Origin of the sequence: Psychroflexus salinarum (assembly GCF_042677225.1) — a bacterium.
Classification (GTDB): domain Bacteria; phylum Bacteroidota; class Bacteroidia; order Flavobacteriales; family Flavobacteriaceae; genus Psychroflexus; species Psychroflexus salinarum.
In genome coordinates this window covers 185,609-211,327 of record NZ_JBHTIV010000007.1, presented here as the reverse complement: position 1 = coordinate 211,327, position 25,719 = coordinate 185,609, and the positions used below count along the sequence as shown (strand labels likewise).

The window sequence follows — 25,719 nt, the reverse complement described above, 5'->3', positions numbered from 1 at the left end:
CCCCTATCTTACCCTTTTGTTAACTTCCTCAATACCTCAATTAGCGGGGCGCAAAACTACAACTCTTTTCCTATTCAAACCAAACCTTTTGTCAGGTTTTTTATAAATAATTTTATTCAAGACATATAATAGACTGGTAATGTTGTTCTTAACCGGTAAAATATTTTAGAAGAAACCAGAGTATTGGCACTGCTTCAACCAAGAGGGATGTATAGAGATATGTGTTTTGCCGATTTGACTTTAAAACAAGTATGATTATTAGAAAATGTATTAATTCATATATATATGTATCGAAAACAACTAAGCTTAGTAAATACATCGAAATAATTGTAAAGCATACCGCTAGAATTTTAGACTGAAGCACCCCAAAAACTTGTGGCAGTGTCTTTAAGTATATTTGATCTAGCTTCATGTCTCTAATTTCAAAAGGTATAATGAGAGCTACAACTATCAAAAACCTACTACATATATATAACAACTCTTCTGTAGAAAATGAATTCAATTCAATTTCAGAAGAAAGAAATGGAAGAATTGAAGTTGTACCAGTCCAGACCAATGCAATAATGAAGACCTTAAGACCACCAACATCTCTCAAGTTTCTTGCTCTAGGTAAAAAGGGAAGCACATATAATAATGTAAGCAAAACTAATCCAGCAATAAATGAGATCACTACAATGTCAAAATAAAAGAGCGAATAAATAATAGGAATGATAGAAAGAAGAGATATGCTATAAATCAGTTTCAGGCTATTATTTATACTATAATCACTATATGTAAGTAAAGGAACATACTTCACAAACGTGTAAGCAACAATAGTTGAGAAAAATATAAATAAGAGAACATGATTTTGAAATTCTAAATTAAAATCTAGATAAGTAATGCAAGTAAAAGCTAAGACTGCAAACGCTACATGAATGCTTGAATTGATATAGAGCCTTAAGAGTTTTGATAATAAATTCACAAAAGCAAAAGTAGAGTTTTTATCAAAGATACTTTTATTGAAAAGTTAACGATAGTGAATGTCTCTTTATCTAATCTTTCATTATAAATAATGTATTTTTGTGAGCAAATTTTTAAAAAATCTTCAATGAATACAGAATCATTTGCATCAAGACATATTGGTCCTCGTGGTGAGAGTATAAAAGAGATGCTTAACGACGTTGGCGTAGAGTCTTTAGGTCAACTTATCTATGAGACAATACCAGATGATATTAAGTTAGAGAGCAAGCTAAATTTACCAGAGCCTTTAACTGAATTTGAATTCTCAAACCACGTCCAGGCTTTAGCCAATAAAAATAAGGTTTACAAATCTTACATAGGGCTTGGCTATCATCAAGCAATTCTTCCTGCAGTTATTCAAAGAAATGTCTTTGAAAATCCAGGATGGTATACAGCTTACACTCCTTACCAGGCTGAAATTGCTCAAGGCAGACTTGAAGCTTTATTAAACTTCCAAACCATGGTTTCTGATTTGACAGGAATGGAATTGGCTAACGCCTCATTGCTTGATGAATCAACTTCTGCAGCAGAAGCTATGACATTATTATTTGCAGTGCGTTCTAGAGAGCAAAAGAAAAATAACATCGTCAAATTTTTTGTTGGAGAAAATGTGTTACCACAAACTTTAGCATTGCTTGAAACGAGATCTGAGCCTCTAGACATCGAATTAGTCATTGGCAATCCAAAAGATTTTGATTTTGATGAAAATTATTTTGGAGCATTGATTCAATATTCTGGAAAATATGGTGAAGTCAATGATTACGGAGAGTTTACAAAGAAAGCTAAAGCTAATAACATAAAAGTAGCCGTTGCTGCTGATTTGATGAGTCTAGCCCTCTTAGAAGCACCTGGAGACTGGGGAGTAGACGTTGTGGTAGGAACTACTCAACGTTTTGGGATTCCGCTGGGTTATGGTGGTCCGCATGCTGCTTATTTCGCAACTAAAGAAGAATATAAAAGGAATATTCCTGGTAGGATAATAGGTGTCACCAAAGATATGGATGACAATACCTCGCTTAGAATGGCCCTCCAGACTAGAGAACAACATATAAAAAGAGATAAAGCGACTTCAAACATTTGTACAGCTCAAGTTTTGCTGGCTGTTATGGCTGGAATGTACGCTGTTTATCATGGGCCTAAAGGCTTAAAATTTATAGCTAATAAAATCCATAGGAACACAGTAAGCCTAAGTGAAGGTTTAGAAAAACTAGGATTTTATCAAGTCAATGAATTATACTTCGATACCCTTTTAATTAAAGCTGATGCGAAGAAGATAAAAAGTATTGCTGAACAAAAAGAAGTGAATTTCTTTTATCCTGATTCTGAAAGCGTATCCATCTCTATAAATGAAACTACTTCTGTTCAAGATTTAAATGAAATTTTAGGCATTTTTGAAGAAGCTTCAGAAAAAGACAAAGAAGAGATCAAGGATTTGTCTGATAGTATTATAGATCTAAGTGAATTAAAAAGAGAAAGTACATTTTTAACTCACGATGTCTTTAATAGTTATCATTCTGAAACTGAATTGATGCGTTACATTAAAAGATTGGAAAGAAAGGATCTTGCTCTTAACCATTCTATGATTTCTTTGGGATCTTGTACCATGAAGCTGAACGCAGCTTCAGAAATGTTACCGCTTTCCAATCCACAATGGGGAAATATCCACCCATTCGCACCAAAAGATCAAGCTTTAGGATACCAGGAGATTTTAAAAAGCTTGGAAGATTATTTGACTGAAATCACTGGATTTGCTGCCACTTCTTTACAACCAAATTCTGGTGCACAAGGAGAATATGCTGGCTTAATGGTAATAAGAGCATATCACAAATCCAGAGGTGAGTCCCATAGAAATATTTGCTTAGTCCCTTCCTCTGCTCATGGTACAAACCCTGCAAGTGCAGTAATGGCTGGCATGAAAGTCGTTGTTGTTAAGGCTACTGAAAAAGGAAATATTGACATAAATGATCTAACAGCAAAAGCTGAAAAACACAGCGATAATTTAGCAGCTTTAATGGTAACTTATCCATCTACACATGGTGTTTTTGAATCAGATATAAGAAAAATTACTGCTCTTATCCACGAGCACGGTGGTCAAGTTTATATGGACGGAGCCAATATGAATGCTCAAGTTGGGTTAACCAGTCCAGGTAGAATTGGAGCCGATGTTTGTCACTTGAACTTACATAAAACTTTTGCTATTCCTCATGGAGGTGGCGGACCAGGTGTTGGTCCTATTTGCGTAGCTAAGCAATTAGCGCCGTTCTTACCAAACAATCCTTTGATTGAGACTGGAGGGTCGGATGCGATTTCTTCAATTTCAGCAGCTCCTTTTGGGTCTGCATTCGTTTGCTTAATCTCGTATGCATATATCAGAATGCTGGGAGAAGAGGGCTTGAGGGAATCTACAGAATATGCTATTCTGAATGCAAATTATGTTCAGGCAAAATTAAAGGGCCAGTATAAAACATTATATTCTGGCGAAAAAGGAAGAGCTGCTCATGAAATGATTATTGATTGTAGAGATTTTAAAGAGTACGGCATAGAAGTAAAAGATATTGCTAAGAGACTTATCGATTACGGTTTCCACTCACCTACAGTTTCTTTCCCTGTTGCAGGTACAATGATGATTGAACCAACAGAAAGTGAAAGTAAAGCAGAGCTTGACAGGTTTTGTGAGGCTATGATTTCAATAAAACAAGAAATTGAAAAATGCGATAAGGACAATCCAAATAATGTTCTCAAAAATGCGCCTCACACTGTGGCGATGTTGACCGCTGAGAACTGGGAGTTTGATTATAGCAGACAAACAGCAGCATTTCCACTACCATATGTTGCTGAAAATAAATTTTGGCCTTCAACACGAAGAGTTGATGAAGCCTTTGGAGATAGAAATTTAACCTGTACTTGCGCTCCGATTGAAGCGTACATATAGATATTTCCAAAATTAGTTATTCTAATAGCCTCAAGTTTATAATTTGAGGCTATTTTTATATTAAGTAAACTCAATAGAAGGAATATGACTTTATCTAAAAATGAGAAAGAACAACTTTTAGGTTTTATTAAATCACATTATGTCGATTATCATGATGTGAGACTTCTTATTGCAAGAGATCTAGAAGAAGATATCACAACACAAATGGAAGAAGATAAAGAACTATCATTTGAAGATGCACTTAAGCAAGCTTATAAGAAGTATGGTGTTATTGGGTTTTCGACTGTATCTGAAGACTACATGAAGAAAATCAATACATACTTTTATAAAAAAGTGATTTTAAAGGTAGTAAAAAATGAGGCATCGACACTTCGATTTTGGCTTCTAGCAATATTGAGTTTTTTAATTATTTATTCCATAATAACTTCACTTATTACTATGCCTTTTGTTCTTGCTGGTGGTTTTATTGTGTTAATTATTCTTGGATTAATTTTCTATTTTCGAAAGCTTCATAATGAAATTAAAGAATTAAAGAAAAATGATAACTACTATTACTTGGATCAGCTTTTAGTCTCAAATAATTCGATACTTTTTCCATTCACTTATTTACCTTTAATTATGGCTCCTCATATTGGAAGATTGGCAGAAAATGAAAATTGGTCTATGGCTATTTTAGCCTTTTTTACAATGATTTCATTTATCGCCTTCTACTTAATTTACTTCAGACTTTATAAAGACAGATCAGAAATTCTAAAAGCATATAAAGAGAACTTTTTAAACAATAAATTAGATTATAAATTTGAAGTTATTTAAAATCTAATTCAGAATACCTTCTAAAAAGATTTAAAATCTATTAATTTTGAATCTTACTTTACAATTTAGTTACATTAAATGTACCTTGCAACAAATTTATATTGAACATGAATGCTATAAAAATCGTTGGTGTAGGGAGTTATATCCCGGAATTGATTAAGAAAAATGAGGATTTTTTAAAGAATAAATTCTTCAATCAGGATGAAACTGCTTTTGACTCTCAACCTGAAGTGATCATCAAAAAATTTAAAGCCATCACTGGTATCGAGGAAAGGAGGTATGTAGATGAAAACTTGAAAACTTCTGATATAGCAACGTTTGCAGCAGAAAAAGCAATCAAAGATGCAGATATTGACCCTGAAACTTTAGATTATATCATTGTAGCACACAACTTTGGTGATGTAGGACATAATAAACAACAAGCAGATACTGTTCCTAGTCTGGCTTCAAGAGTAAAAGAAAAATTACAAATCGACAATCCAGACTGTGTTGCTTACGACCTTTTATTTGGTTGCCCAGGTTGGATAGAAGGCTGTATCCATTCTTTTGCATTCATGAAAGCAGGAATGGCTAAGCGCTGTTTAATAATTGGTGCTGAAACACTTTCTAGAGTTGTAGATCCTAATGACAGGGATAGTATGATTTATGCTGATGGTGCTGGTGCCACTGTTTTTGAGCAAAATGACAGCAATGGTGGAATTTTGGCTCATAAAACTGCAACCTACGCCAAGACTGAAGCTAATTACATTTATTTTGATAAATCCTTTTCTCCAGATAGAGACGATGACAGGGCTTACATAAAAATGTATGGCAGAAAAATATACAATTTTGCCTTATCCAAGGTTCCCGAAGCTATGAAAGCCTGTCTTGACGAAAGTGGAAAAACCATAAACGATTTGAAAAAAATCTTCATTCATCAAGCCAACGAAAAAATGGATGAAGCTATAATACAACGCTTTTACAAACTGCATGGTAAAGATGTCCCTAAAGACATTATGCCAATGAGTATAGACAAACTTGGTAATAGTAGTGTCGCCACTATCCCAACACTTTATGATATGTTTTTGAAAGGAAAATTTGAGCATGAAAGCTTAAAACCAGGGGATACAATCATGTTTGCAAGTGTTGGTGCTGGAATGAACATCAATGCGATAGTCTACGAAATCTAGGCTATAGATGTACGAAAACACTTATCCTGAAAAGCGATTTAAAATTACTTTAGAGTTTTTAAAAAAACATGCTCCGCCTCCAGCTAAAATTCTGGATCTTGGAGTTGAAAATCCGTTTTCCAGATTACTTTCCTCGGAAGGGTACACCGTTGAAAATACTAAAGGTCAGGATTTAGATGAAGATCAAAAGCAGCTTAAAACCTCTTCAGCGGAAATTACGACAGCATTTGAGATTTTTGAACATTTATTATCTCCTTTGGAAGTATTAAAAAGTCTCCAAAGCGATTATCTATTTGCAAGTGTTCCACTCAAGCTTTGGTTTGCGAAAGCTTACCAAAGCAGGACAGATCCATGGGATAGACATTACCACGAGTTTGAGCAGTGGCAATTTGACTGGTTGCTTGATAAAGCAGGCTGGGAAATTATAGATTCTGAAAGCTTCACACATCCAGTAAAAAAAATTGGGTTGAGACCTGTTTTAAGATATTTTACACCAAGATATTATCTTGTATTCTGTAAAAGAAAACCATAAAATTTGGATATCGCCATAATCATACCTGCTTATAATGAAGAGAAGTTCTTAAGAAAATGTCTTGACTCTCTTCTGAACCAAACACATCCAGCAAAGAAGATTCTGGTAGTTGACGATGGCTCAAACGATAAAACATCAGAAATACTTGAAGATATTTCTGAGAATCACAGTAATTTCAGCTACGTCAAAAGAAAGAAAAGCTTGAAACATAGTCCCGGAAGCAAAATTATAGAAGCATTTAATTTTGGTCTAAACCACCTGAATGTTGATTATGATGTGATTTGTAAGTTTGATGCTGACTTAATTTTTCCAACAAATTACCTTGATGTATTGTCAAGAGCATTCCAAGAAAACTTAAAACTAGGAATGTACGGTGGATTTTGCACTGTAGAAAAAAATGGTAATTGGAAAATTGAGCAACTCACCAACTCAGACCATTTGCGTGGAGCGCTGAAATCTTACCGAAGAGAATGTTTTGAACAAATAAATGGTTTAATTCCTGCTATGGGCTGGGACACAATTGATGAAATGAAAGCCAGATTTTATGGGTGGGAAGTAGAAACAAATCCAAAATTACTCGTAAAGCATCTCAAACCTACTGGACAGCACTATAAGAAAGAATTACCTGAAATATTTGGTGTTTCCTTGTATAGAATGAGATATAGCTGGTCATTAGCTTTAATTACTTGTCTTAAAATGGCAAAAAACAAATCCAGCTTTTCCTTTTTTCAAAAATCAATTACATCTTTTCTGAGAAGTAATTCCAAAAAAAACACCTTCTTAGTTAGTGACAAAGAAGGTGTTTTTATAAGAAAATATAGATGGAAAAAGATAAAGGAACGCTTAATCCAGGACTTCAGTAATCACATTTCCTGAAGCTCCATTAGGCAACTCTATACCAAGTAAAGCCGAAATTGTTGGGGCAATATCCGGAATATAGTATCTATTATACGTTTTTCCTGATTTTATTCCGTTTCCAAACATCAAAAGAGGCGCTTGTGTATCGTAACTGTTACCGCTACCATGAGTTGATCCTTTTCTAGAATAAGAAATATAAGAAGGGTTTAAAGCGAAAATTACATCGCCGCTCCTTTTCTGATGAAATCCTTTCGAGATAAGCTCTGCAGAATTTCCACTAAAATCACTATTTTCCAGTGTCTCTCTAGTATAGACTTTATCTATATTTTTATACTGAATCAAAAAGTGTTTCACTTCATTTTGAGCAGAAACAAATTCAGAATAAGTTTTAAACTTAGAATAGTTTAAAAATATTTGATTATTGTAAACACTTTCAATAACATCACTCAAACCGTAATTAGAGCTTAGGTGTTCCTCTAGTGCATCACGCATTTCACCAATTTCAAAGTAGCCGGCAGGAATTCCTTCATCTTTCAAAAATTGAGGCACATGAACTGCTCCGTGATCTGCAGTTAAAAATAGGGTATAATTTCCTTTACCTACTTTTTCGTCCAGAAATTTCAATAAATCAGCAACATTTTGATCTAAGCGAATATAAGTATCCTGAATTTCTTTGGAATTAACTCCAAAGTTATGTCCTGTATAATCCGTACTGGAAAAGCTTAACGTAAACACGTCTGTAAATTCATCTTGTCCTAAATTCTCATTTAGGATAGCTTTTTTAGCAAAATCCAAGAGCAAATCGTTTCCAAAAGGTGTTGGTCTTAAAATGCTGTAAGTATCATTTTCTTTAGCAAGTTTCTTTAAATCATAAGGGAAAGTGGCTTCTTTTTTTCCTTTGAATCCATTTTCGTAGTTATTAAGATCAGAACCGCTTTCTATATATGTAGAGATGTTTTTAAATGTATCCCATTCCTTAAGATAACTTTTAGCAACATCAGAAGAATTGAATTCATTCACCCAATTAGGTAGCTTTTCCATATAAAAATCTGAGCTTATAAAATGCCCTTTCTCTCCACCGACAAACCAATATGCTGCATTTGCAGTATGTCCGGCAGGTAAAATGGCACCTCGATCTTTTATCGAAACCCCAATTGTTTTCCCTTTAAACTGAGTATGAAGACGGTTTTGGTCTGCAAAACTAGTAGTTAACATTCTTTGCGGAGACATTTTTCCAGCTCTATTCTCTGAGTCTATGCCTAAACCAGAAACACTTGGATCTGAGGCACAATAAACACCTTCCTTGATTACTTTATCATACCAATTGTTGGCAACTATACCATGATTCATTGGACTTGTTCCAGTAAAAATAGAAGCGTGACCAGGTCCAGTATATGTAGGAACGTAATCAAAATGAAAATTTTTCATCTCGAAACCTTCTCTTTGAAGACGCTTAAAACCGTCTTCTGAAAAATGCTTTTCAAATTTAGTTAAGTAATCGTATCTCATTTGGTCTACAACTACACCTACTACAAGTTTTGTAGAATTTTTGTTTTCTTGTCCAAACATTTGGATTTGTGTTAACAAGAGAAACAAAAGTGCGATTTTTAATTTCATATGATTTATTATTTTTTATACAAAGATAAGGAGTTATCTTAGTTTCAAGTTTATGCTTCGGTTAAATCATATCTTCAAGTTTTTATTCTATTTTTATCAAAATTTCAAAAAGGCTTAAAGCAAATGCTATTAAATTATATAAAGAGTATTGGTCAATATTTCATCATGATCTATGAGACGTTCAAGAGGATGACCAAAACTTCTGAATTGAGAAGACTTATTCTTCAAGAACTTGATGATCTTATAGTTAGCTCATTGGGAATTGTAGTTTTTATTTCATTCTTTATTGGGGCAGTAATTGCTATACAGACTGCTTTAAACTTTTCAAATCCGTTTGTCCCAAAGTCGCTTATTGGCTTTGCGGCTAGACAGTCTATCATTTTGGAGTTTGCCCCCACTTTTGTTGCCATCATTATGGCGGGTAAAGTAGGATCTTACATTACTTCAAGTATTGGAACAATGAGAGTTTCAGAACAAATAGATGCTTTGGAAGTGATGGGTATTAATTCACTAAACTATCTTGTCTTTCCTAAGATTATTGCCATGTGCATGTTTCCTTTCGTTATCGCTATTTCTATGTTTGTTGGAATAATTGGTGCTTACTTCGCAGGAGTCTATGGAGGATTTTTGAGCGCGGAACAATTTTTATCTGGTATACAAGAAGATTTTATTCCATTTCAGGTTTTCTATGCATTTCTTAAGAGCTTTATATTTGCTTTTATTCTGGCAACTGTCCCTTCGTTTCATGGATATTACATGAAAGGCGGCTCTCTGGAAGTTGGACAGGCATCTACTACTTCTTTTGTGTGGACCAGCGTTATCATCATTTTCATGAATTATTTCATCACCCAATTATTACTTAGCTAATATGATTAAAGTAAAAGACTTACGTAAATCCTTTGATGATCTAGAAGTATTAAAAGGCGTAAATACCGAATTTATAAAAGGAAAAACCAACTTAATCATTGGACAGTCGGGCTCTGGCAAGACTGTTCTTTTGAAATGCTTACTTGGACTTTTCACCCCAGACTCTGGAACTATAGAATATAATGATAGAGCTTATCACGATTTATCTAAAGATGAAAAAAGAGAATTAAGCAAACAAATGGGGATGGTTTTTCAAGGAGGAGCTCTATTTGACTCTATGACGGTTGAAGAAAACGTAATGTTTCCTTTGAAGATGCTCACTAAAATGTCAAAACAAGATATGAAAAGCCGTGTTGAAGAAGTTTTAAATCGTGTAAACCTTATAGATACAAATGATAAATTCCCATCAGAAATAAGTGGAGGAATGCAAAAAAGAGTTTCTATCGCAAGAGCAATTGTAAATAAACCTACTTTTTTATTTTGTGATGAACCTAACTCAGGATTGGATCCAAGAACAGCATCAGTGATAGATAATCTCATTCAGGAAATCACCTATGAATATGATATTACTACAGTCATCAATACTCACGATATGAACTCGGTTTTTGAAATTGGAGAAAATATTCTTTATCTAGAGGATGGAGTTAATGCCTGGCAAGGAAATAAGGATAACATCTACAAAACAGATAATAAAAAAGTAACAGACTTTGTATATGCTTCCAATTTATTTCAGAAAGTTAGAATAGCTCAGAAAGAAGGTCTTTAATTCAAAGATATTACGCTTATATCATCAAGATTCAGCTTGTACGACAACCAACCTTCAAGTTTTTTAAGTTTTGCCTCTTTTTCTGCTGAATTTGCTTCTGGTTTCCACTTTATGCTAAAAGTTGGAATGGTATCTAAATTTTCGAAATTCGATTTAATGACATCTGCAAAACTTACTTCAGCAACTTTATCGTAATTCAATTGAATTTCCTGAGCAAGACGATCAAACTTTACGATTCTATTGCTTTTTTGCATGCTTCGCAGTTCGTATTTTAAATTTTCAATTTCAGATTTGGACTCTGCCAACTCTAACGAATCTCTTTTTTTGAGTTCCACCATGTATTGCAGCTGATTGAAATTTTCAGAATTTTCATTCTGAAGAACTCTCAGCTCTGTATTATCTAAATATTCGTAAGTTTTCATTTTATCCTTCCATAATGTAATGACTTCTTGAGGAATTTCTTTACCTAAAAAAGATACTTCAATGGTAGGTGTAACCCCAGAATGATAAGAAATAGTTGTCGCGTTTTTCTGTAAAAAAGATTGTTTATAATTCGATAACTCTTCTTGCACAAACTCTTCAGCATCATGAACAAAATAAGACTCTTTTAATAGATTATAAAATAAATAAATACTAGGAATCATAACAATGATAGCAATTGATGAAGCGATTTGGGCAATTCGTTTACGCCTTAGAGAATTTGCATATTTTACTAGAGGAAACCTTAAAAACTTAGACACCACAAAAGTAGATAAAGCGATGAATATAGTATTGATGGTAAATAAATACATAGCACCACCAAAAATACTCATGTCCCAAACTGCTAAACCATAACCAGCGGTACAGAGCGGAGGCATCAAGGCTGTAGCAATAGCAACGCCAGAAATAACAGTGATAATTGTTCCTTTTTTGGCTTTGGCAATTATCAGAGCCAGACCGCCAAAAATAGCGACTAAAACATCAAGTATCGTTGGGTAGGTTCTTGCTTCCAGTTCTGGAGTGAGCTTGGTAAGTGGTGATAATTGAAAATATATGAATGCCGTAATCAAGCTAAGTCCAACCATTACACCTAGGTTAATTAGCGATCTCTTAAGCGTATCTACATCGTTTATGGCTACAGAAAATCCGAGGCCTACAATTGGACCCATAAGTGGAGAAATAAGCATAGCCCCAATAACTACAGCTGTACTACTTACATTTAAACCAACGGATGCAACAAAGATGGAAAAAATCAAAATCCAGGCATTGTGACCTTTGAAAGGGATATCCTTTAAGATAGCTTCCGCAGTTGCTTCTCTATCGGTATCATGTGTAATATCCAAAAGCTCATATAAAAAACTTTTGACGCTTCCATAAGTATGACTTAAACTGCTTCTTACTTGTTTTGAAGACTCAGAATTTGAACTATTACCAGAAGTATTTGAGGTGTTTTCAGTCATCAGTTAGCCGTAATGTTTACCATATTTCTCCATAACCAAGTTACGTATTGTTTTAATTTCCTGCTCGTCTTTTTTTGGAAGGATAACGAGCGAATCCTCGTTTTCTACAATTATGTAATCATCCAATCCTTTAATAATAGCAATTTTATCTTTTGACGTTCTCAAGATTGTGTTTGAAGTTTCGATGAAAACAGACTGAGCGTTGATACTTACATTTTCATTTTCGTCTTTGGGAAGTTGGGTATGCAAAGAACCCCATGTTCCCAGGTCGCTCCAGTCGAAACTAGCTTCTATAACGCCTACATTATTAGCCTTTTCTAAAATACCATAATCAATAGATATGTTCTCAAAGCCAGGGTAATATTGCTTAAGAAATAATTGTTCTTCCTGAGTATTCAATTTGGATAAATGTTTTTCAAAAACTGAATACATTTCTGGTAGATACGCTCTGTATTCATCAATTATATAAGAGGTTTTCCATATAAATATTCCAGCATTCCATAGATAATTTCCAGATTTTAAAAAGGTTTTGGCTGCAGGATAATCTGGTTTTTCTGTGAAGGTCTCAACTGTTTTCACCTCTTCAGTGTCGTTATATTTGAATTTGATATAGCCATAACCTGTATTCGGGAATGTTGGCTTAACACCTAGTGTCATTAATAGATTATCATTTGAACAAGCCTCAAAGGCTTTATTTACATCGCTTGCAAAGGCATCTTCATCTTCAATCCAATGATCACTTGGAGCTACAATCATTCTAGCTTTTTGGTTTTCCTTGTAAATTTTTAATGCTGAAAGGAGTATACAAGGAGCCGTATTTCTCATCGCAGGTTCAGCAATAACTTGACCTTTCTCAATTTCTGGTAATTGCTGATTTACTAAATCAACGTATTCTGAATTCGTCAAAATCAAAATTTGATCTGAAGGAACTATTTTACTAAGTCTTAAAAAAGTTTGCTGAAGGAGAGATTTTCCAGTTCCAAGCATATCATGAAACTGTTTTGGATAGGAAGTTTTGCTTACGGGCCAAAATCTTGAGCCAACTCCTCCTGCCATAATCACAGCATAATTATCCTTCCTATTCATATAATTTATTTTAAAAGATCAACTTCTGCATTGGGTTGAAACACGTAGATTTTACCGGAATTAATTTCCTGGCATTCGTACCTTTTCCGGATTCTTCTTCCTTTCTTGAATTTCTTCCCATTTGGGATTTGAAATACGCTTCCAAAAGGGATTTCAAATATAAAATTTTTCTCATTAGGGATGTCATACTGCTTTAAAGCTACAGATAAATGCGCATCTGTATCACTGCTAGCAGTTGGATTTTTGAAATGTCTTGCTAACTGTGGTAACAAGTCGTTTGGAAAAATTTCTGGATTCAAAAATGGCAACATCAATTTTTGAAACGTTTGCTTCCATTCTACCCCATGAGGAAGAATTGAGAATCCATAAGTCTTAAAAGCAAGTAAATGCGCTACCTCATGTATTGTCGTTACCAAAAACCTGTACTTATTCAAATTCGAATTAACTGTAATCTGATGATATCCATCTGGTTTTAATCTATAATCACCATGTTTACTTTGTCTTTGGCTAACAATCTTCAATTGTATTTGATAAGCTTTGACCATTCCCATTACAGGAATAACAGCACGCTCAGGCAAATATTTATGAAGAGTTTCTTTCATAAGCGATTAAGGGGTTGAACTAGAAACTTGCAATAGCTTACCATTATAAAATCGTTGACCATTTTCTGAAAAATCCTTGATATATTCTGCCATATCTAAAGCAGAAATTGGTGCTTCCAAACCTGGAAAAGCTTCCTCCAGCATCTCGGTTTGTACTGCTCCAAGTGCTAGTACGTTAAAAGATGGTCCATTTTCTTTATATTCTTCAGCAAGTAATTCAGTTAGAGTAATAACAGCAGCTTTACTAGAACTATATGCTGCTAGCCCTGGGAACTTCATGCTTCCTTGAACTCCTCCCATACTGCTGATAGTTACAACATGAGTTGATTCTTTCATTAATGGCAATAATTTATGCGTCAAATCGAAAACTGAAAACACATTTGTCTCATAGACACTTTTAACATCTTCCATCTTAGTATCTTTGAACTCTTGCTTCAGAAATTGTCCTGCGTTATTTATTAAAACATCAACAGATTCAACTTGGGATTTAATGCTTGCAGCAACTTCAGAGACTTCAGATGCTTTGTTTAGGTCACAGGAAAATGTAAAGACATTGTCTAAATTTAAGCCTTTAACAGGTTTATCATTTCTTGACAAGGCGAAAACTGTATGACCTTCAGCTGCAAAAAGCTTTACTAACTCAAAGCCAATACCTCTACTCGTTCCAGTTATAACGATAGTTTTTGTCATTATTTTAGATTTACTGTAGTTTCAGTTGAATTGATAAGCTTTAAAACACCTGGTTTTAAATCATCGACTAATTTTATAAAGGCGTCTACATCTAATTCCTCGAATTCATCGTTTACATGATGGTAATAGTCATAATTTGTAAAATCGAATGTACATATAGTATGAGATGGGACAGAAAACGTCTCGTAGAAAGGATAATTATCACTTCTTTTAAAAAGGCCATATTGGGCGGCTTGAGGTAAAAATCCTAAAAATTGATCTTCATCATCATAAAAACCATTAAAAACCTCAGCAATATTAGACATTTCGTATCCAGTAACATAAGCACGATAGTCTTTATCTTTCATCTGAACACCTAACATTTCAATATTAAACACCAGATAAGGCTCAACCTCCATTTCATTCATCTTATTAGCCAAGTGTCTTGAACCAGCCAACCCTTTCTCTTCACCAGAGAATAAAGCAAAAATCACATCTCTTTTCAAGTCTTGGCTTACTAGAGATTTTGCTAATTCTAAAACTGCAACTGTACCTGAAGCATTGTCATTGGCACCATTAGCAATACTATCATTCTCAATAGCTTCAAGGATTCCAACATGATCGTAATGGGCTCCTATTATTAAAGGCTTTAAATCATTTGACTCTTTAGATTTCAAAACACCTACGACATTATATCCGTCTACTTCTTTCAGTTTGAATGAATCTCTATAGGTTTCAAAATATGGTTTTACATCAAATTTTTTAAAAGCATTCTCAATATAGATTGCTGCTTTATCTATGCCTTCAGACCCAGTATCTCTTCCTTTGAGCTCGTCTGATGTGAGATATTCCAATGCTGACTCAGCTGAATATTGAAACTCTACCTTTTGAGATGTTTCTGAAATTTCCTTTTTTTCGTCTTGAACTGAATTTTTACAAGAGAAGGTTAAAAGCAAACCTATGCAAAGTGTGATAATAATTTTTTTCATGATGTGAATATATAAAAAACTGCCTTTTAAGACATTGAAAAAGTCTAAAAAGGCAGTTGATAACTTAAGTATAATATGACTATGCAAGCATAGTTACTGGATTTTCTAAATATGTTTTCAATGTTTGAAGGAATTTTGCACCAGTTGCTCCATCAACAGTTCTATGATCACATGCTAAAGTAAGTGTCATTGTATTACCTACAACTATTTCGCCGTTTTTAACAACAGGCTTTTCAACGATAGTTCCTACAGATAGAATAGCCGAGTTTGGTTGATTTATGATACTTGTGAATTCTGTAATTCCAAACATTCCAAGATTTGAAACTGTGAATGTACTTCCTTCCATTTCATTGGGTTGTAACTTTTTGTTTTTAGCTTTACCTGCTAAATTCTTTACGTTACTACCTATTTGAGTTAAACTTTGCTGATCTGCAAATTCCAAAACAGGAACTAATAATCCTTCCTCTACAGCAACAGCCACTCCTACATGAATATGTTTTGCGATTTTTGTAGATTCTCCATCCCAAGATGAATTAACTTGTGGATGCTTTCTTAAAGCCATTGCAGAAGCTTTGATCACTAGATCGTTGAAAGAAACCTTGACATCTGGCATCTCATTAATATGAGATCTTGATGACATAGCGTTCTCCATATCGACTTCGATATTGAGGTAGTAATGTGGCGCTGAATTTTTAGACTCTAATAGACGTTTAGCAATCGTTTTCCTCATTTGAGAGTTCTTGACTTCTTCAAATGATTCTTCTCCTGCTGGAGTATAAATTTCAGTAGTGGTCTTAGGAGCTGTTGCTTCTTTTTCAGAAGCTTCAGGTTTAGTTTTTGAATCTTCTTTTTTAGCAGATTCTGCAGATGGTTTAAAGTCTTCCACGTCTTTTTTGACGATTCGACCATTATCACCAGAACCACTTACTTTTCTTAAATCTATGCCTTTATCCTCAGCAATTTTTTTAGCCAATGGAGAAGCTAAAATTCTTCCCTCTTCATCGGTATTATCTGCATCTTCATCTCCAGAAAGATCTTGAGAAGATTCGCTCGTAGATTCTTCAGATTTATTATCCTCAGACTTATTTTCTTTTGAAGATTTATCTTCATATCCTTTCTTCGAATCTTTTGAGGATGATTTACCACCAGATTTTAAAGAGTTTAAAATCTGATCTACATCTGTCCCCTCTGGGCCAATTATAGCCAATACATCGTCGACTGGAGCAGATTCTCCTTCGTCTATACCTATGTGGAGTAATTTTCCTGAATAGAAAGATTCAAATTCCATAGTAGCTTTGTCAGTTTCGATTTCAGCTAGAATTTCGCCTTCCTCTACATCGTCACCAACAGATTTTAACCAGGCAGCGACAGTTCCTTCTTCCATGGTATCGCTTAAACGTGGCATAGTTACCACCTCTACACCTTCTGGCATTTCATCATCTCCTTCGTCAGACTCACTTTTATCATCCTCAGAAGAGTTATCATCAGATGATTTTTTTTCTGATTCGTCACCCTCTTTAGATTCAGATTTTTCATCATCATCCTTAGAATCATCACTTTCAGAAGAGTCGTCACTTTTAGCTTTTTTGATTAATTCATCGATATTTTCACCTTCTTCACCTATGATGGCTAGCAGTGAATCTACCGGAGCTCCTTCACCTTCCTCAACTCCGATGTATAAAAGAACACCGTCGTGAAAAGATTCAAATTCCATCGTAGCTTTATCAGTTTCGATTTCAGCTAAAATGTCTCCTTCTTCTACTTTATCTCCTTTTTGCTTTAACCATTTTGCCACAACACCTTCTTCCATGGTGTCACTTAATCTCGGCATGTTTACTACTTCAGCCATCTATTTATAATTTGTGAGAAATGAAAGGATAATCTTCTTGCTCATACACAACGTCATACATAACGTTTTTGTCTGGGAAATCTGACTCATCTGCGAATTTTTCACACTCGCTTACCTTATCTTTTACGCTTTTATCAATTTTCTTGATATCGTCTTCCGTAGCGTATTTCTTATCTAGTAATATCTTTTTAACTTTAGATATAGGATCAATCTTTTGATATTCCTCTACCTCATCTTTGGTTCTATATTTCTGAGCATCACTCATAGAATGACCTCTGTATCTGTATGTTTTAAGATCTAAGAAAGTAGGACCTTTACCAGCTCTTGCTCTTGTTATTGCTTCATCCAGTGCTTCAGCTACCTTAGTTGGATCCATGGCGTCTACAGGGCCGCAAGGCATTTCATAACCTAAACCAAGCCTCCAAATGTCCTCATGGCTAGATGTTCTTTTCACAGAAGTTCCCATAGCATAACCATTGTTTTCCACACAGAATACAACTGGCAAATTCCAGTTTGTAGCCATATTTAGAGTTTCATGAAGTGAGCCTTGTCTAGCTGCACCATCACCAAGAAAACATAGTGTTACTGCATTATTATTGAAATATTTATCTGCAAAAGCTAAACCTGCACCGAGAGGGATCTGACCTCCTACAATACCATGTCCTCCAAAAAATCTATGCTCTTTTGAAAAGATATGCATTGATCCTCCTAACCCTTGAGATGTTCCAGTTTTTTTCCCGTAAAGTTCTGCCATTACACGTTTAGGATCTACTCCCATTCCAATAGGCTGTACGTGATTTCTATAAGCTGTGATCATCTTATCTTTTTTCAAATCCATCACATGTAAAGCTCCTGCCAAAATTGCCTCTTGTCCATTATACAAATGAAGGAAACCCCTTACTTTTTGTTGAATATATACTTGAGCCAACTTATCCTCAAACTTTCTCCAAAACAGCATATCTTCATACCACTTCAAATAAGTTTTTTTCGTTATTTTTTTCATGTACAGCTTATTTTATTGCCCTTGTTATAAAAATAGAATTACAAAAGTAATACTTTATGTAAGAATTGAAAATACTTTAGTGAGTATTAACTCTAAAGAAATTTATTATCAAATGCTAGTGGTAAGATATCTAATAAGGCTTTGACGCGAATGACCTTACCTTTTGAGCCTGTAAAATAAATCTCAACAGGTTCTTCTTGTTTTTGCTCATATTCTGCAATGGCTTGTCGACACGCACCACAAGGCGCTATCGGCTCTAAGACATCATGTTTTGCAGAAGTTGCCGTAATGGCCATTACTTTTATTTTTTGGTTTGGATAATTAGCACCAGCTGCATAAATAGCTGTCCGTTCTGCACACAAACCAGACGGGTAAGACGCATTCTCTTGATTGCTTCCTTTCACAATTTCTCCGTTATCTAAAATAAGTGCGGCGCCAACCATAAATTTAGAGTAAGGTGCATAAGCAGATTCCCTAGCTTCAACTGCACTTTGCATTAATTTTTGAATTTCACCTGGGAGCTCTGTGACAGAGTCATAAATTTCTATTGTTGTATTTATCTGCTTTTGTATCATATATTGATCTTCTTATAGATAAAAAAAGTATCAAATGAATTGATACTTTTAAATGTTTGATCACAAATGTAAAGTTAATATTCAATATAGGCTTTATCACCAATATTAAAGGTTAAGCCAAATCTCAGGGTTCCTTCTAAAGGATTTTGAACTGTTGATGTTGAAAACAGGTATGAAGCATCAATATTTATCGTTGAATATTTGAATCCTGCCCCCATGGTTACAAATTTTCTAAACCCTTTTTCTTTAGACTCATTGAAGTAACCTAATCTTAATGCAAAGCTATCCTCAAACCAATATTCCGCACCAAGTGCCCAGGTAATTTCTTTTAACTCTTCAGAAATACCATCAGGAGCATCTCCCCAAGATGAGAAAATAGCACTAAACTCATTTTCTCTCGTGTAGTCTAAAAAAGCCTGTTGTCCTTCTGGAGTTAAATTTCCACTTTCATCCACATCAAAAGCTGGAGGTGTTGGAACTAGCAACTTGTTCATTTCAAAATGCACACCTATTGTATTCGAAGCATCTAAGATAAAATCAAAGCCAGCACCTGCTTTGAAGTTGGTTGGCAGAAAGTTTTCTTGCCCTACATCATCATATTTTATTTTTGGTCCAATATTACTTATAGACAAGCCTCCTCTCCAGCGACCATTAAAATCCTTATAAAATTTTTCTTCACTCCTATAGAACATAGAAATATCTGCTCCAAAACTGCTTGCTGCAGAAGCATCTGCGATACCAGTAGGAATTCTCAGGTTGGAGTTGACATATCGTCCCGTTACTGCCATTGAAAATTCTTCACTCAAACGCAAAGAATAACTCAAATCAACTGCAAATTCATTTGGAGAAGCAATTCTAGGCACCTGATCTGCTGTTTGTCTTAATTCTACTTCTCCAAGCGCAAAATAGCGAATGCTGGCAGCAAATGCGCTACGTTCATCAATCCTATTGAAATAAGTAAGATTTCCTATGTTGATATCATTCACTAGCTCTCTTAAGTAAGGTGTATAAGAAAGACCTATACCGGATTTAGTTTCAGAAAAAGCATATTTAGCTGGGTTCCATTGTTGGGAGAAAGCATCTACTCTAGTAGCAACTCCCTGATCACCCATACCAGAAGACCTTGCATCTGCAGCAATAAGAAGAAAAGGAACTCCAGTTGTAATGACTCGACGATCACCTTGAGAAAATGAATTTTTAGAAAATAAAAAACTGACTAGAATTAATAAAAAGTATGGTTTCATATTTAAATTTAAGTTTGTAAATATATAATAATTATAAGATGACAAGTTTTTCATATTTTTCTACTTTATGATTTGTTAACGTTGATTTGACTGTAAGCTTATATACATAGACACCTTTTCCGATTTTAGCGCCAAAATCATCTCGGCCATCCCAGGATAAATCCCTAAAAAGAAAACCACTTGTGTTAGCTATTTGATTTTTGGTCCAGACCAATTTCCCTGAAACTGTAAAAACCTGTATCATTACTTCCAATGGCTCAAATGGACGATTATGATTGAACCAAAACTCTGTATAATCAATAAATGGATTGGGATAATTTAAAACCCTCGTAATTTTAAGCTCATCGTTTCCTGTCACTATAAAATTAATGTCCTGAGTTTGCGAATTGTTATAAACATCCCATGCTTTAATACTTAAGGTATGTTCTCCTTCTTCGAGATCTCTCAATCTGTAATAAACCTTTCCTTTTGTAAAATCATCCCGGTCTGCTTCATAATATTCATTTAAAATAATGGGATTCGCCTCATCACCATCTAAAATACCTACGATATCATGACCTATTCCTCCCGCCGTATTAATTCCATTTTCATCTTCAAGTAGAGCCAAAATATAAGGCTCATCATCTGTTATTCCACCGTTCACAAAGTTTTCATCATTCATATATAATTTTATGAGCGGTCCATCATTATCTTCTGGTGCATCTTCATTAAGACCACCAACGAGTAGTGATGTATTGTAACCGCTATATTCCTCAAAACCAGTAAGACTAGAAGAATAAAGACTTACTTTTCCAAAATCTACAGGGAGACGAGTGTCTTTAGGCAAAACAAATTCAAATTCAAATTCTCCATTTTCTACACTTGCTTGCCCTATAAATAAGTTTTCTCCTAAGGTAGTAAAGTCTAAAATTGCTAACTGGCCATTTATCCTAGTGCCATCATTTCCAAGAGTTTGCCTTTCTATTCTTTTATCAAAAATTGTAGCTGATAAATCTCCTGAGAAATCCTGGAGTCTTTGATTATTTTCATCAACAATTTGTCCTTCAAACTTATATTTTCCAAGAGCTTGTAACGTATCTGAAAATTGAGCAATAGGTATGTTATTTATACGTGTCAATTCAATTCTAGACCTAGGAAGTGGTAACCTCATCACAGGGTCTCCTATAAAAAAAACAATTCTTTTTCCATTTCCAGAAAGTTCTTGCTTAGCACGTGCAACAGATTGAGCTATAGTCTCTTCATTATTTACAAAATCAAAAAGAAAAGGCGCAAATGCCTGGTTAAAGTTAACACCAGCTGTTACACTAATAGCTCGTGTGGTAGTTACCAATGAAGAGGCTCCTCCATTTTCATTCCAAAAGGTAAGCTCTCCTCCAGTCATTCTTAAAGGGTTATCAAACTTTGTAAATTCACAGGTCACAGTTACAAAACAGGTATATCTATCTGGGTTTCTCCAGTTTTGAACATTAGTTTGAGTCACAATTCGCTCCTGAGCAAGTCCATCTTCACCTCCATGCCCAAAATAATTCACAACAGATGCTCCCAATTCTATGGCATCCGAAATGGCATCGTTAACATCAGGATAACGATCACCTCCAGCACTAGTAACTTGCTGGAAAGCATCAGAATGTATTTTCTTAACATTCACTGTAGGCTTATTATCAGAAATTACGTCTCCTAACTCATCTAGTCTTCTTTGATTTCTAAAATCACTTTCCGTGTTAGCATCATCTGAAATCAAAACAAAATTATTTCTCCATTGGGCATAAGCTTCTTTTTGCTCTGACGATATAATCTTATCGACCATCGCATTGGCTCGTTGTGGAGTATCAGCCAAAATTCTTCCAACCGCAAGATCCATAAGACCTCCATCATCAACATTTCCTTCGCTCGGATCCATCATCACAAAATAATCATCCGACATAAAAGACGACACTGTTGTAGAGAAACTTCCTAAATTTTGATAGGCTGGGACAATACTAGTGTTGCCCTGTAATCTGTTTTTATAATCAACAGATGCATCTCCTATTATTCCTAAAAACTTAATTCTGTTTTCTGTTGAGGACGCATTGTCATATATATAATTAATTAAATTTCTAATGGCACCAATATCTTGTTTACCAGAATTAAACTCTTCATAAATATCTTCAACAGCTAAAGTCTTAACCACTAGTCCATCATTATCCCTTCTGTATTGAGCCAATCGGTTGGCTGCAGACAAAAAATTGGATTGAGTAATAATCAAATAGTCTAAATCCTGAAACTGACCTTGTCCATTTCTTAATATAGTTCCCTTTATATTTTGATTGGTCACGGAAATGTTGCCAGGTTCAACCCTGGGTTGTAAAAATGAAGACGTTACTGCTTGAAATTCTCTTACAGAACCTAATGGGCTTTTGAAGGAAAAAACAGGAGCTTGATCTTGATTTGAGGTGAAAGTTGGATTTATTGGGTCTGTAATTTCCCATACCTGAGTGACTTCTGATGCATTTTGAATAACATATTCTCCAATTCCTGGCAGAGTCGATACATCATTGTTTTTAAATTTAAACTGGCCTTCATCTGCTATTAATTCCCGTCTAGCTTGAATTGAAACAAAATCAAGAAAACCATTTGCTCCGGGATTCCCATTTTTATTATAAGATAGCGTCACCGAAATATCATCAGAATTTGAGTTAACCTGTGTCTGTAAACTATTTCCCCTGGACGGGAGATTTGAACCAGTTTGAAGAATAAGAATATTGTCTATCACATTGCTATTAACAGAAACATCAAAGGAGCTTCTTACTGGAGAAATAGCTCCAACTCTTACATCCAGTTGAACGGGTTGAGTTTGCACTAAATTAGGGAAATTAAACTCGTATGTTCTTTCGGTTTCAATATCAAATCGGTCTCCAAACCAGCGTCTGCCAACCAAAGATAAACTAGTTTCATCGACCTCATAAAACTGATATTCATCAAACTCAGTAATAACAGTTGAAGCACTACCTATAGGCTGGTTTAATGCTGTCATTCTTTTACCACCACCCGAATCAACAGACAAATAATAATAGGATCTGTCCGCATATAGATTTAGATTAGTTTCATTCTCCTCACTCCAGCCTTCGGTGCCGGTTGCATAAAATAAAGCATAATCACCTTGATCAAAAGTACCATCACCGCCGTCAAAAACCTGTATTGATAACTCTGGGGGATCAAAATATTCATTATCCTGATTTACTAACGGAAGCATTCCGCCTCCGTGTCCAAATATTTTTAAGTTACCTGTTGGAATTGAAGAGTCATTAATACCCAAAGTTCTTAGAAAAGAAAAATCAAGGCGATAAACTCCAGTTTCTTCAACATAGAATTTACGAACTTCTCCAGAGCTAAAAATTGAATTGATTATTGATTTACTAGATCCATTTGAGTTAGATTTCATTTCAAAAGAATCACTTGAAGAATTTTGACTAGTGACAAAATCAAAAGAGATCACTTTATGAACTTCATTATTTTTATAAAAAAAGGGATTTAATTTGAGTAGAGTCTTTTTACCCTGGCTACCTGCTACTCTGGAAGAAGTAAATTCAATTTGTTCAGGTATATTCTTTATGTTCTTTTTAATATCATCAGAAACAACTTCTGAATTTATATTAGTAAGACTCAGAGAATTGGAGTATATATCGACAAAGTGAGTATATTCTAAATAAGCATCATTTGGATAGTAATTAAAATGAACAATGTCTAGTTGATTAAAATCTATATCGGCTTTGTTTTTTTTAGCAATTATATTGTTATCACCCCAATTTATATTAACTTTACCGCCCTGAGCAGAAATATTTGCGTAAATGAATATAAATGTCAGAAAAAATACAATCCTCATTGGAAATACAATTGAATATAAATTATAACGTTGCCAAAACAATGATAGTACATTATATATAAAATTGATTCAAGTCATGAAAATAATTTTCCATGACCTGAAAATATACTTGATAATACAGCGTTAATCATTATATTGCGAACAAAAATTTGGATTAAAATCGAAATTATGATTATGAAAAACTTCGTTAAATCATTCATGCTTGTCTCCTTAGCAATTTTTGCGACAGGCTGTAATAATTCTAGAGATTACAAAAGCAACTCTAGGGCTACTGGCTGGGACTTAAGCGGAAGAGATGGAGGTGTAAGCTACAAAACAGACTATGAAGAGCAAGAACCAGGTCCTGGTCTTCTGTTTGTAGAAGGTGGTACGTTTACAATGGGTAGAGTACAAGATGATGTTATGCGTGATTGGAACAACACTCCAACTCAGCAACACGTTCAATCTTTTTATATTGACGAAACTGAGGTTACCAATGTGATGTATTTAGAATACCTAGATTGGCTGAAACAAGTATTCCCTCCTTCAGAAGAACGCTATAAAAATATATATACTGGTGCTTTACCTGATACTTTAGTATGGAGAAATCCTCTGGGATTTAATGAAAACATGGTAAATAACTATTTAAGACACCCTGCATTTCATAGTTACCCAGTTGTTGGTGTGAACTGGATCCAAGCCACTGAGTTTAGTCAATGGAGAACTGACCGTGTCAATGAGAAAAGACTTGCAGATAAAGGATATACCGCAAGAGATGCTTATAAAACTTCAAGTGCTGAAAACGTTTTCAGTACGGAAACTTATCTCAATGCTCCTAATCAAGTATACGGTGGTAATGATTCGATCACAAAGGGTGGCAGAGAAACTGATAGAAAATTAAGAAATAATCCTGACAGTACTAATGTATATGTACAAAGAAAAGATGGAGAGTTGCTTCCTGCTTACAGACTTCCAACTGAAGCTGAATGGGAGTATGCTGCTTTAGGACAAAGCTCTCTAAGAGATTATAATTCTTACAGAGGTAGAAAAAAATACCCTTGGGATGGACAATATACAAGATCTGGAGACAGAAAAACTATTGGTGATCAGCGTGCTAACTTTAAGCAGGGTCAAGGTGACTATGGCGGTATAGCTGGCTGGAGTGATGATGGTGCAGATATTACCGCAGAAGTAAAGTCTTACGAACCAAACGATTACGGTTTATACGACATGGCAGGGAATGTATCTGAATGGGTTGCAGACGTTTATAGACCCAGAGTTGATAACGAATATAATGACTTCAACTATTTCAGAGGAAATGTATACACTAAAAATGCTATTACAGAAGAAGGCAAGGTAAAAGTACTTTCTGCTGATGAAGTTGTTTATGATACGTTAAGTAACGGAAAAATTATAGCCAGGAATACTCCTGGCGAAATTGCTCAAGTGAAAATAGGTGAGGAAGAAACTTACTTGAGAACGCAGTTCTCAAAAAGCGACAATAAAAATTTCAGAGACGGTGATAAATCTTCTTCAAGATATTATGATGAACGCTCCACAAATGATAAAGATAAAAAGATGTATAATTCTCCTGATCATGCGGTAACTCTTAAAGATGGTGAACTTGATAGAGAGTTCGATAAGACATCTGAAAGAACAACACTTATTGATGATAACGTGAGAGTCTATAAAGGTGGATCCTGGAGAGATAGAGCGTATTGGTTAGACCCTGCTCAAAGAAGATATTTCCCTCAGGATATGTCAACAAATGATATTGGCTTTAGAAATGCAATGTCAAAAGTTGGTTCTAAATCTAATAAAGGGAGAAGAACAAGAAATTAAATTATATCATATTAACTGATTAAAAAG

Annotated in this window: 20 protein-coding genes; 9 read left to right on the top strand and 11 right to left on the bottom strand. The window is 34.7% G+C overall.

Features of this window, described 5'->3' with window-relative positions:
• Positions 1-434 precede the first annotated feature (434 nt).
• The 6 genes from ACFQ0R_RS07765 to ACFQ0R_RS07740 all read left to right on the top strand — a co-directional run bounded on the left by ACFQ0R_RS07765 (position 435) and on the right by ACFQ0R_RS07740 (position 7,321).
• Positions 435-686, top strand: a complete 252-nt coding sequence (locus ACFQ0R_RS07765; RefSeq protein WP_379657812.1) for a hypothetical protein — start codon at positions 435-437, stop codon at positions 684-686.
• A 401-nt stretch (positions 687-1,087) separates the two neighbouring features.
• Positions 1,088-3,931 (top strand): aminomethyl-transferring glycine dehydrogenase, encoded by a 2,844-nt coding sequence (gene gcvP, locus ACFQ0R_RS07760; protein WP_379657811.1) that lies wholly within the window; start codon positions 1,088-1,090, stop codon positions 3,929-3,931.
• 84 nt (positions 3,932-4,015) lie between these two features.
• A complete protein-coding gene (locus ACFQ0R_RS07755; protein ID WP_379657810.1) occupies positions 4,016-4,744 on the top strand; it encodes a hypothetical protein in 729 nt (242 codons plus the stop codon).
• A gap of 107 nt (positions 4,745-4,851) precedes the next feature.
• Positions 4,852-5,913 (top strand): 3-oxoacyl-ACP synthase III family protein, encoded by a 1,062-nt coding sequence (locus ACFQ0R_RS07750; RefSeq protein ID WP_379657809.1) that lies wholly within the window; start codon positions 4,852-4,854, stop codon positions 5,911-5,913.
• Between the two features lie 7 nt (positions 5,914-5,920).
• Entirely contained in the window at positions 5,921-6,445 is a 525-nt protein-coding gene (locus ACFQ0R_RS07745; protein WP_379657808.1) for a methyltransferase, read from the top strand.
• A gap of 3 nt (positions 6,446-6,448) precedes the next feature.
• Positions 6,449-7,321 (top strand): glycosyltransferase, encoded by an 873-nt coding sequence (locus ACFQ0R_RS07740; RefSeq protein ID WP_379657807.1) that lies wholly within the window; start codon positions 6,449-6,451, stop codon positions 7,319-7,321.
• Here the strand turns inward: ACFQ0R_RS07740 and pafA are convergent.
• Positions 7,289-8,920 carry an alkaline phosphatase PafA gene (gene pafA / locus ACFQ0R_RS07735; RefSeq protein ID WP_379657806.1) on the bottom strand — a complete coding sequence of 544 codons (1,632 nt, stop codon included), beginning with the start codon at positions 8,918-8,920 and terminating at the stop codon, positions 7,289-7,291. The genes ACFQ0R_RS07740 and pafA overlap by 33 nt on opposite strands.
• A 123-nt stretch (positions 8,921-9,043) precedes the next feature.
• Here pafA and ACFQ0R_RS07730 point away from each other — a divergent pair, with 123 nt between their 5' ends.
• Positions 9,044-9,787 (top strand): MlaE family ABC transporter permease, encoded by a 744-nt coding sequence (locus tag ACFQ0R_RS07730; protein WP_379657805.1) that lies wholly within the window; start codon positions 9,044-9,046, stop codon positions 9,785-9,787.
• Between the two features lies 1 nt (position 9,788).
• Positions 9,789-10,553, top strand: a complete 765-nt coding sequence (locus tag ACFQ0R_RS07725) for an ABC transporter ATP-binding protein (RefSeq protein WP_379657804.1) — start codon at positions 9,789-9,791, stop codon at positions 10,551-10,553.
• On the opposite strand, the gene ACFQ0R_RS07720 is transcribed toward ACFQ0R_RS07725, so the two are convergent.
• From ACFQ0R_RS07720 to porU, 10 genes are all read right to left on the bottom strand, one after another.
• Positions 10,550-11,992, bottom strand: coding sequence for a DUF389 domain-containing protein (locus ACFQ0R_RS07720; RefSeq protein ID WP_379657803.1), 1,443 nt, complete (start codon positions 11,990-11,992; stop codon positions 10,550-10,552). The genes ACFQ0R_RS07725 and ACFQ0R_RS07720 overlap by 4 nt on opposite strands.
• A gap of 3 nt (positions 11,993-11,995) precedes the next feature.
• Positions 11,996-13,078 (bottom strand): mannose-1-phosphate guanylyltransferase, encoded by a 1,083-nt coding sequence (locus tag ACFQ0R_RS07715; protein ID WP_379657802.1) that lies wholly within the window; start codon positions 13,076-13,078, stop codon positions 11,996-11,998.
• Positions 13,079-13,083: 5 nt separating this feature from the next.
• Positions 13,084-13,680, bottom strand: a complete 597-nt coding sequence (locus ACFQ0R_RS07710; RefSeq protein ID WP_379657801.1) for a SprT-like domain-containing protein — start codon at positions 13,678-13,680, stop codon at positions 13,084-13,086.
• A 6-nt stretch (positions 13,681-13,686) separates the two neighbouring features.
• Positions 13,687-14,370 (bottom strand): SDR family NAD(P)-dependent oxidoreductase, encoded by a 684-nt coding sequence (locus ACFQ0R_RS07705; RefSeq protein WP_379657800.1) that lies wholly within the window; start codon positions 14,368-14,370, stop codon positions 13,687-13,689.
• Positions 14,370-15,338, bottom strand: a complete 969-nt coding sequence (locus ACFQ0R_RS07700) for a M20/M25/M40 family metallo-hydrolase (RefSeq protein WP_379657799.1) — start codon at positions 15,336-15,338, stop codon at positions 14,370-14,372. Before ACFQ0R_RS07700 ends, ACFQ0R_RS07705 begins: the two co-directional genes overlap by 1 nt.
• Before the next feature lie 79 nt (positions 15,339-15,417).
• Positions 15,418-17,187, bottom strand: a complete 1,770-nt coding sequence (locus ACFQ0R_RS07695; RefSeq protein ID WP_379657798.1) for a pyruvate dehydrogenase complex dihydrolipoamide acetyltransferase — start codon at positions 17,185-17,187, stop codon at positions 15,418-15,420.
• A 4-nt stretch (positions 17,188-17,191) separates the two neighbouring features.
• Positions 17,192-18,190, bottom strand: a complete 999-nt coding sequence (pdhA, locus tag ACFQ0R_RS07690; protein ID WP_379657797.1) for a pyruvate dehydrogenase (acetyl-transferring) E1 component subunit alpha — start codon at positions 18,188-18,190, stop codon at positions 17,192-17,194.
• 92 nt (positions 18,191-18,282) lie between these two features.
• Positions 18,283-18,765, bottom strand: a complete 483-nt coding sequence (gene cdd / locus ACFQ0R_RS07685) for a cytidine deaminase (protein WP_379657796.1) — start codon at positions 18,763-18,765, stop codon at positions 18,283-18,285.
• A gap of 74 nt (positions 18,766-18,839) precedes the next feature.
• The gene (gene porV, locus ACFQ0R_RS07680) at positions 18,840-20,009 is read right to left on the bottom strand and encodes a type IX secretion system outer membrane channel protein PorV (protein WP_379657795.1); all 1,170 of its coding nucleotides are present in this window, start codon (positions 20,007-20,009) and stop codon (positions 18,840-18,842) included.
• Between the two features lie 31 nt (positions 20,010-20,040).
• On the bottom strand, positions 20,041-23,871 hold the full coding sequence (gene porU, locus ACFQ0R_RS07675) for a type IX secretion system sortase PorU (protein WP_379657794.1): 3,831 nt from the start codon (positions 23,869-23,871) through the stop codon (positions 20,041-20,043).
• A gap of 168 nt (positions 23,872-24,039) precedes the next feature.
• On the opposite strand from porU, the gene gldJ reads away from it, so the two are divergent.
• Positions 24,040-25,692 carry a gliding motility lipoprotein GldJ gene (gene gldJ / locus ACFQ0R_RS07670; protein ID WP_379657793.1) on the top strand — a complete coding sequence of 551 codons (1,653 nt, stop codon included), beginning with the start codon at positions 24,040-24,042 and terminating at the stop codon, positions 25,690-25,692.
• Positions 25,693-25,719 lie beyond the last annotated feature (27 nt).

Excerpts from the sequence above, each read along its gene's own strand:
- ACFQ0R_RS07725 (WP_379657804.1), top strand. The coding sequence starts at position 9,789 with ATGATTAAAGTAAAAGACTTACGTAAATCCTTTGATGATCTAGAAGTA.
- ACFQ0R_RS07750 (WP_379657809.1), top strand. The coding sequence starts at position 4,852 with ATGAATGCTATAAAAATCGTTGGTGTAGGGAGTTATATCCCGGAATTG.
- ACFQ0R_RS07705 (WP_379657800.1), bottom strand. The coding sequence starts at position 14,370 with ATGACAAAAACTATCGTTATAACTGGAACGAGTAGAGGTATTGGCTTT.
- gldJ (WP_379657793.1), top strand. The coding sequence starts at position 24,040 with ATGATTATGAAAAACTTCGTTAAATCATTCATGCTTGTCTCCTTAGCA.
- ACFQ0R_RS07710 (WP_379657801.1), bottom strand. The coding sequence starts at position 13,680 with ATGAAAGAAACTCTTCATAAATATTTGCCTGAGCGTGCTGTTATTCCT.
- ACFQ0R_RS07700 (WP_379657799.1), bottom strand. The coding sequence starts at position 15,338 with ATGAAAAAAATTATTATCACACTTTGCATAGGTTTGCTTTTAACCTTC.
- ACFQ0R_RS07695 (WP_379657798.1), bottom strand. The coding sequence starts at position 17,187 with ATGGCTGAAGTAGTAAACATGCCGAGATTAAGTGACACCATGGAAGAA.
- ACFQ0R_RS07745 (WP_379657808.1), top strand. The coding sequence starts at position 5,921 with ATGTACGAAAACACTTATCCTGAAAAGCGATTTAAAATTACTTTAGAG.
- pdhA (WP_379657797.1), bottom strand. The coding sequence starts at position 18,190 with ATGAAAAAAATAACGAAAAAAACTTATTTGAAGTGGTATGAAGATATG.
- porU (WP_379657794.1), bottom strand. The coding sequence starts at position 23,871 with ATGAGGATTGTATTTTTTCTGACATTTATATTCATTTACGCAAATATT.
- ACFQ0R_RS07755 (WP_379657810.1), top strand. The coding sequence starts at position 4,016 with ATGACTTTATCTAAAAATGAGAAAGAACAACTTTTAGGTTTTATTAAA.
- pafA (WP_379657806.1), bottom strand. The coding sequence starts at position 8,920 with ATGAAATTAAAAATCGCACTTTTGTTTCTCTTGTTAACACAAATCCAA.
- cdd (WP_379657796.1), bottom strand. The coding sequence starts at position 18,765 with ATGATACAAAAGCAGATAAATACAACAATAGAAATTTATGACTCTGTC.
- ACFQ0R_RS07720 (WP_379657803.1), bottom strand. The coding sequence starts at position 11,992 with ATGACTGAAAACACCTCAAATACTTCTGGTAATAGTTCAAATTCTGAG.
- gcvP (WP_379657811.1), top strand. The coding sequence starts at position 1,088 with ATGAATACAGAATCATTTGCATCAAGACATATTGGTCCTCGTGGTGAG.
- porV (WP_379657795.1), bottom strand. The coding sequence starts at position 20,009 with ATGAAACCATACTTTTTATTAATTCTAGTCAGTTTTTTATTTTCTAAA.
- ACFQ0R_RS07730 (WP_379657805.1), top strand. The coding sequence starts at position 9,044 with ATGCTATTAAATTATATAAAGAGTATTGGTCAATATTTCATCATGATC.
- ACFQ0R_RS07715 (WP_379657802.1), bottom strand. The coding sequence starts at position 13,078 with ATGAATAGGAAGGATAATTATGCTGTGATTATGGCAGGAGGAGTTGGC.
- ACFQ0R_RS07765 (WP_379657812.1), top strand. The coding sequence starts at position 435 with ATGAGAGCTACAACTATCAAAAACCTACTACATATATATAACAACTCT.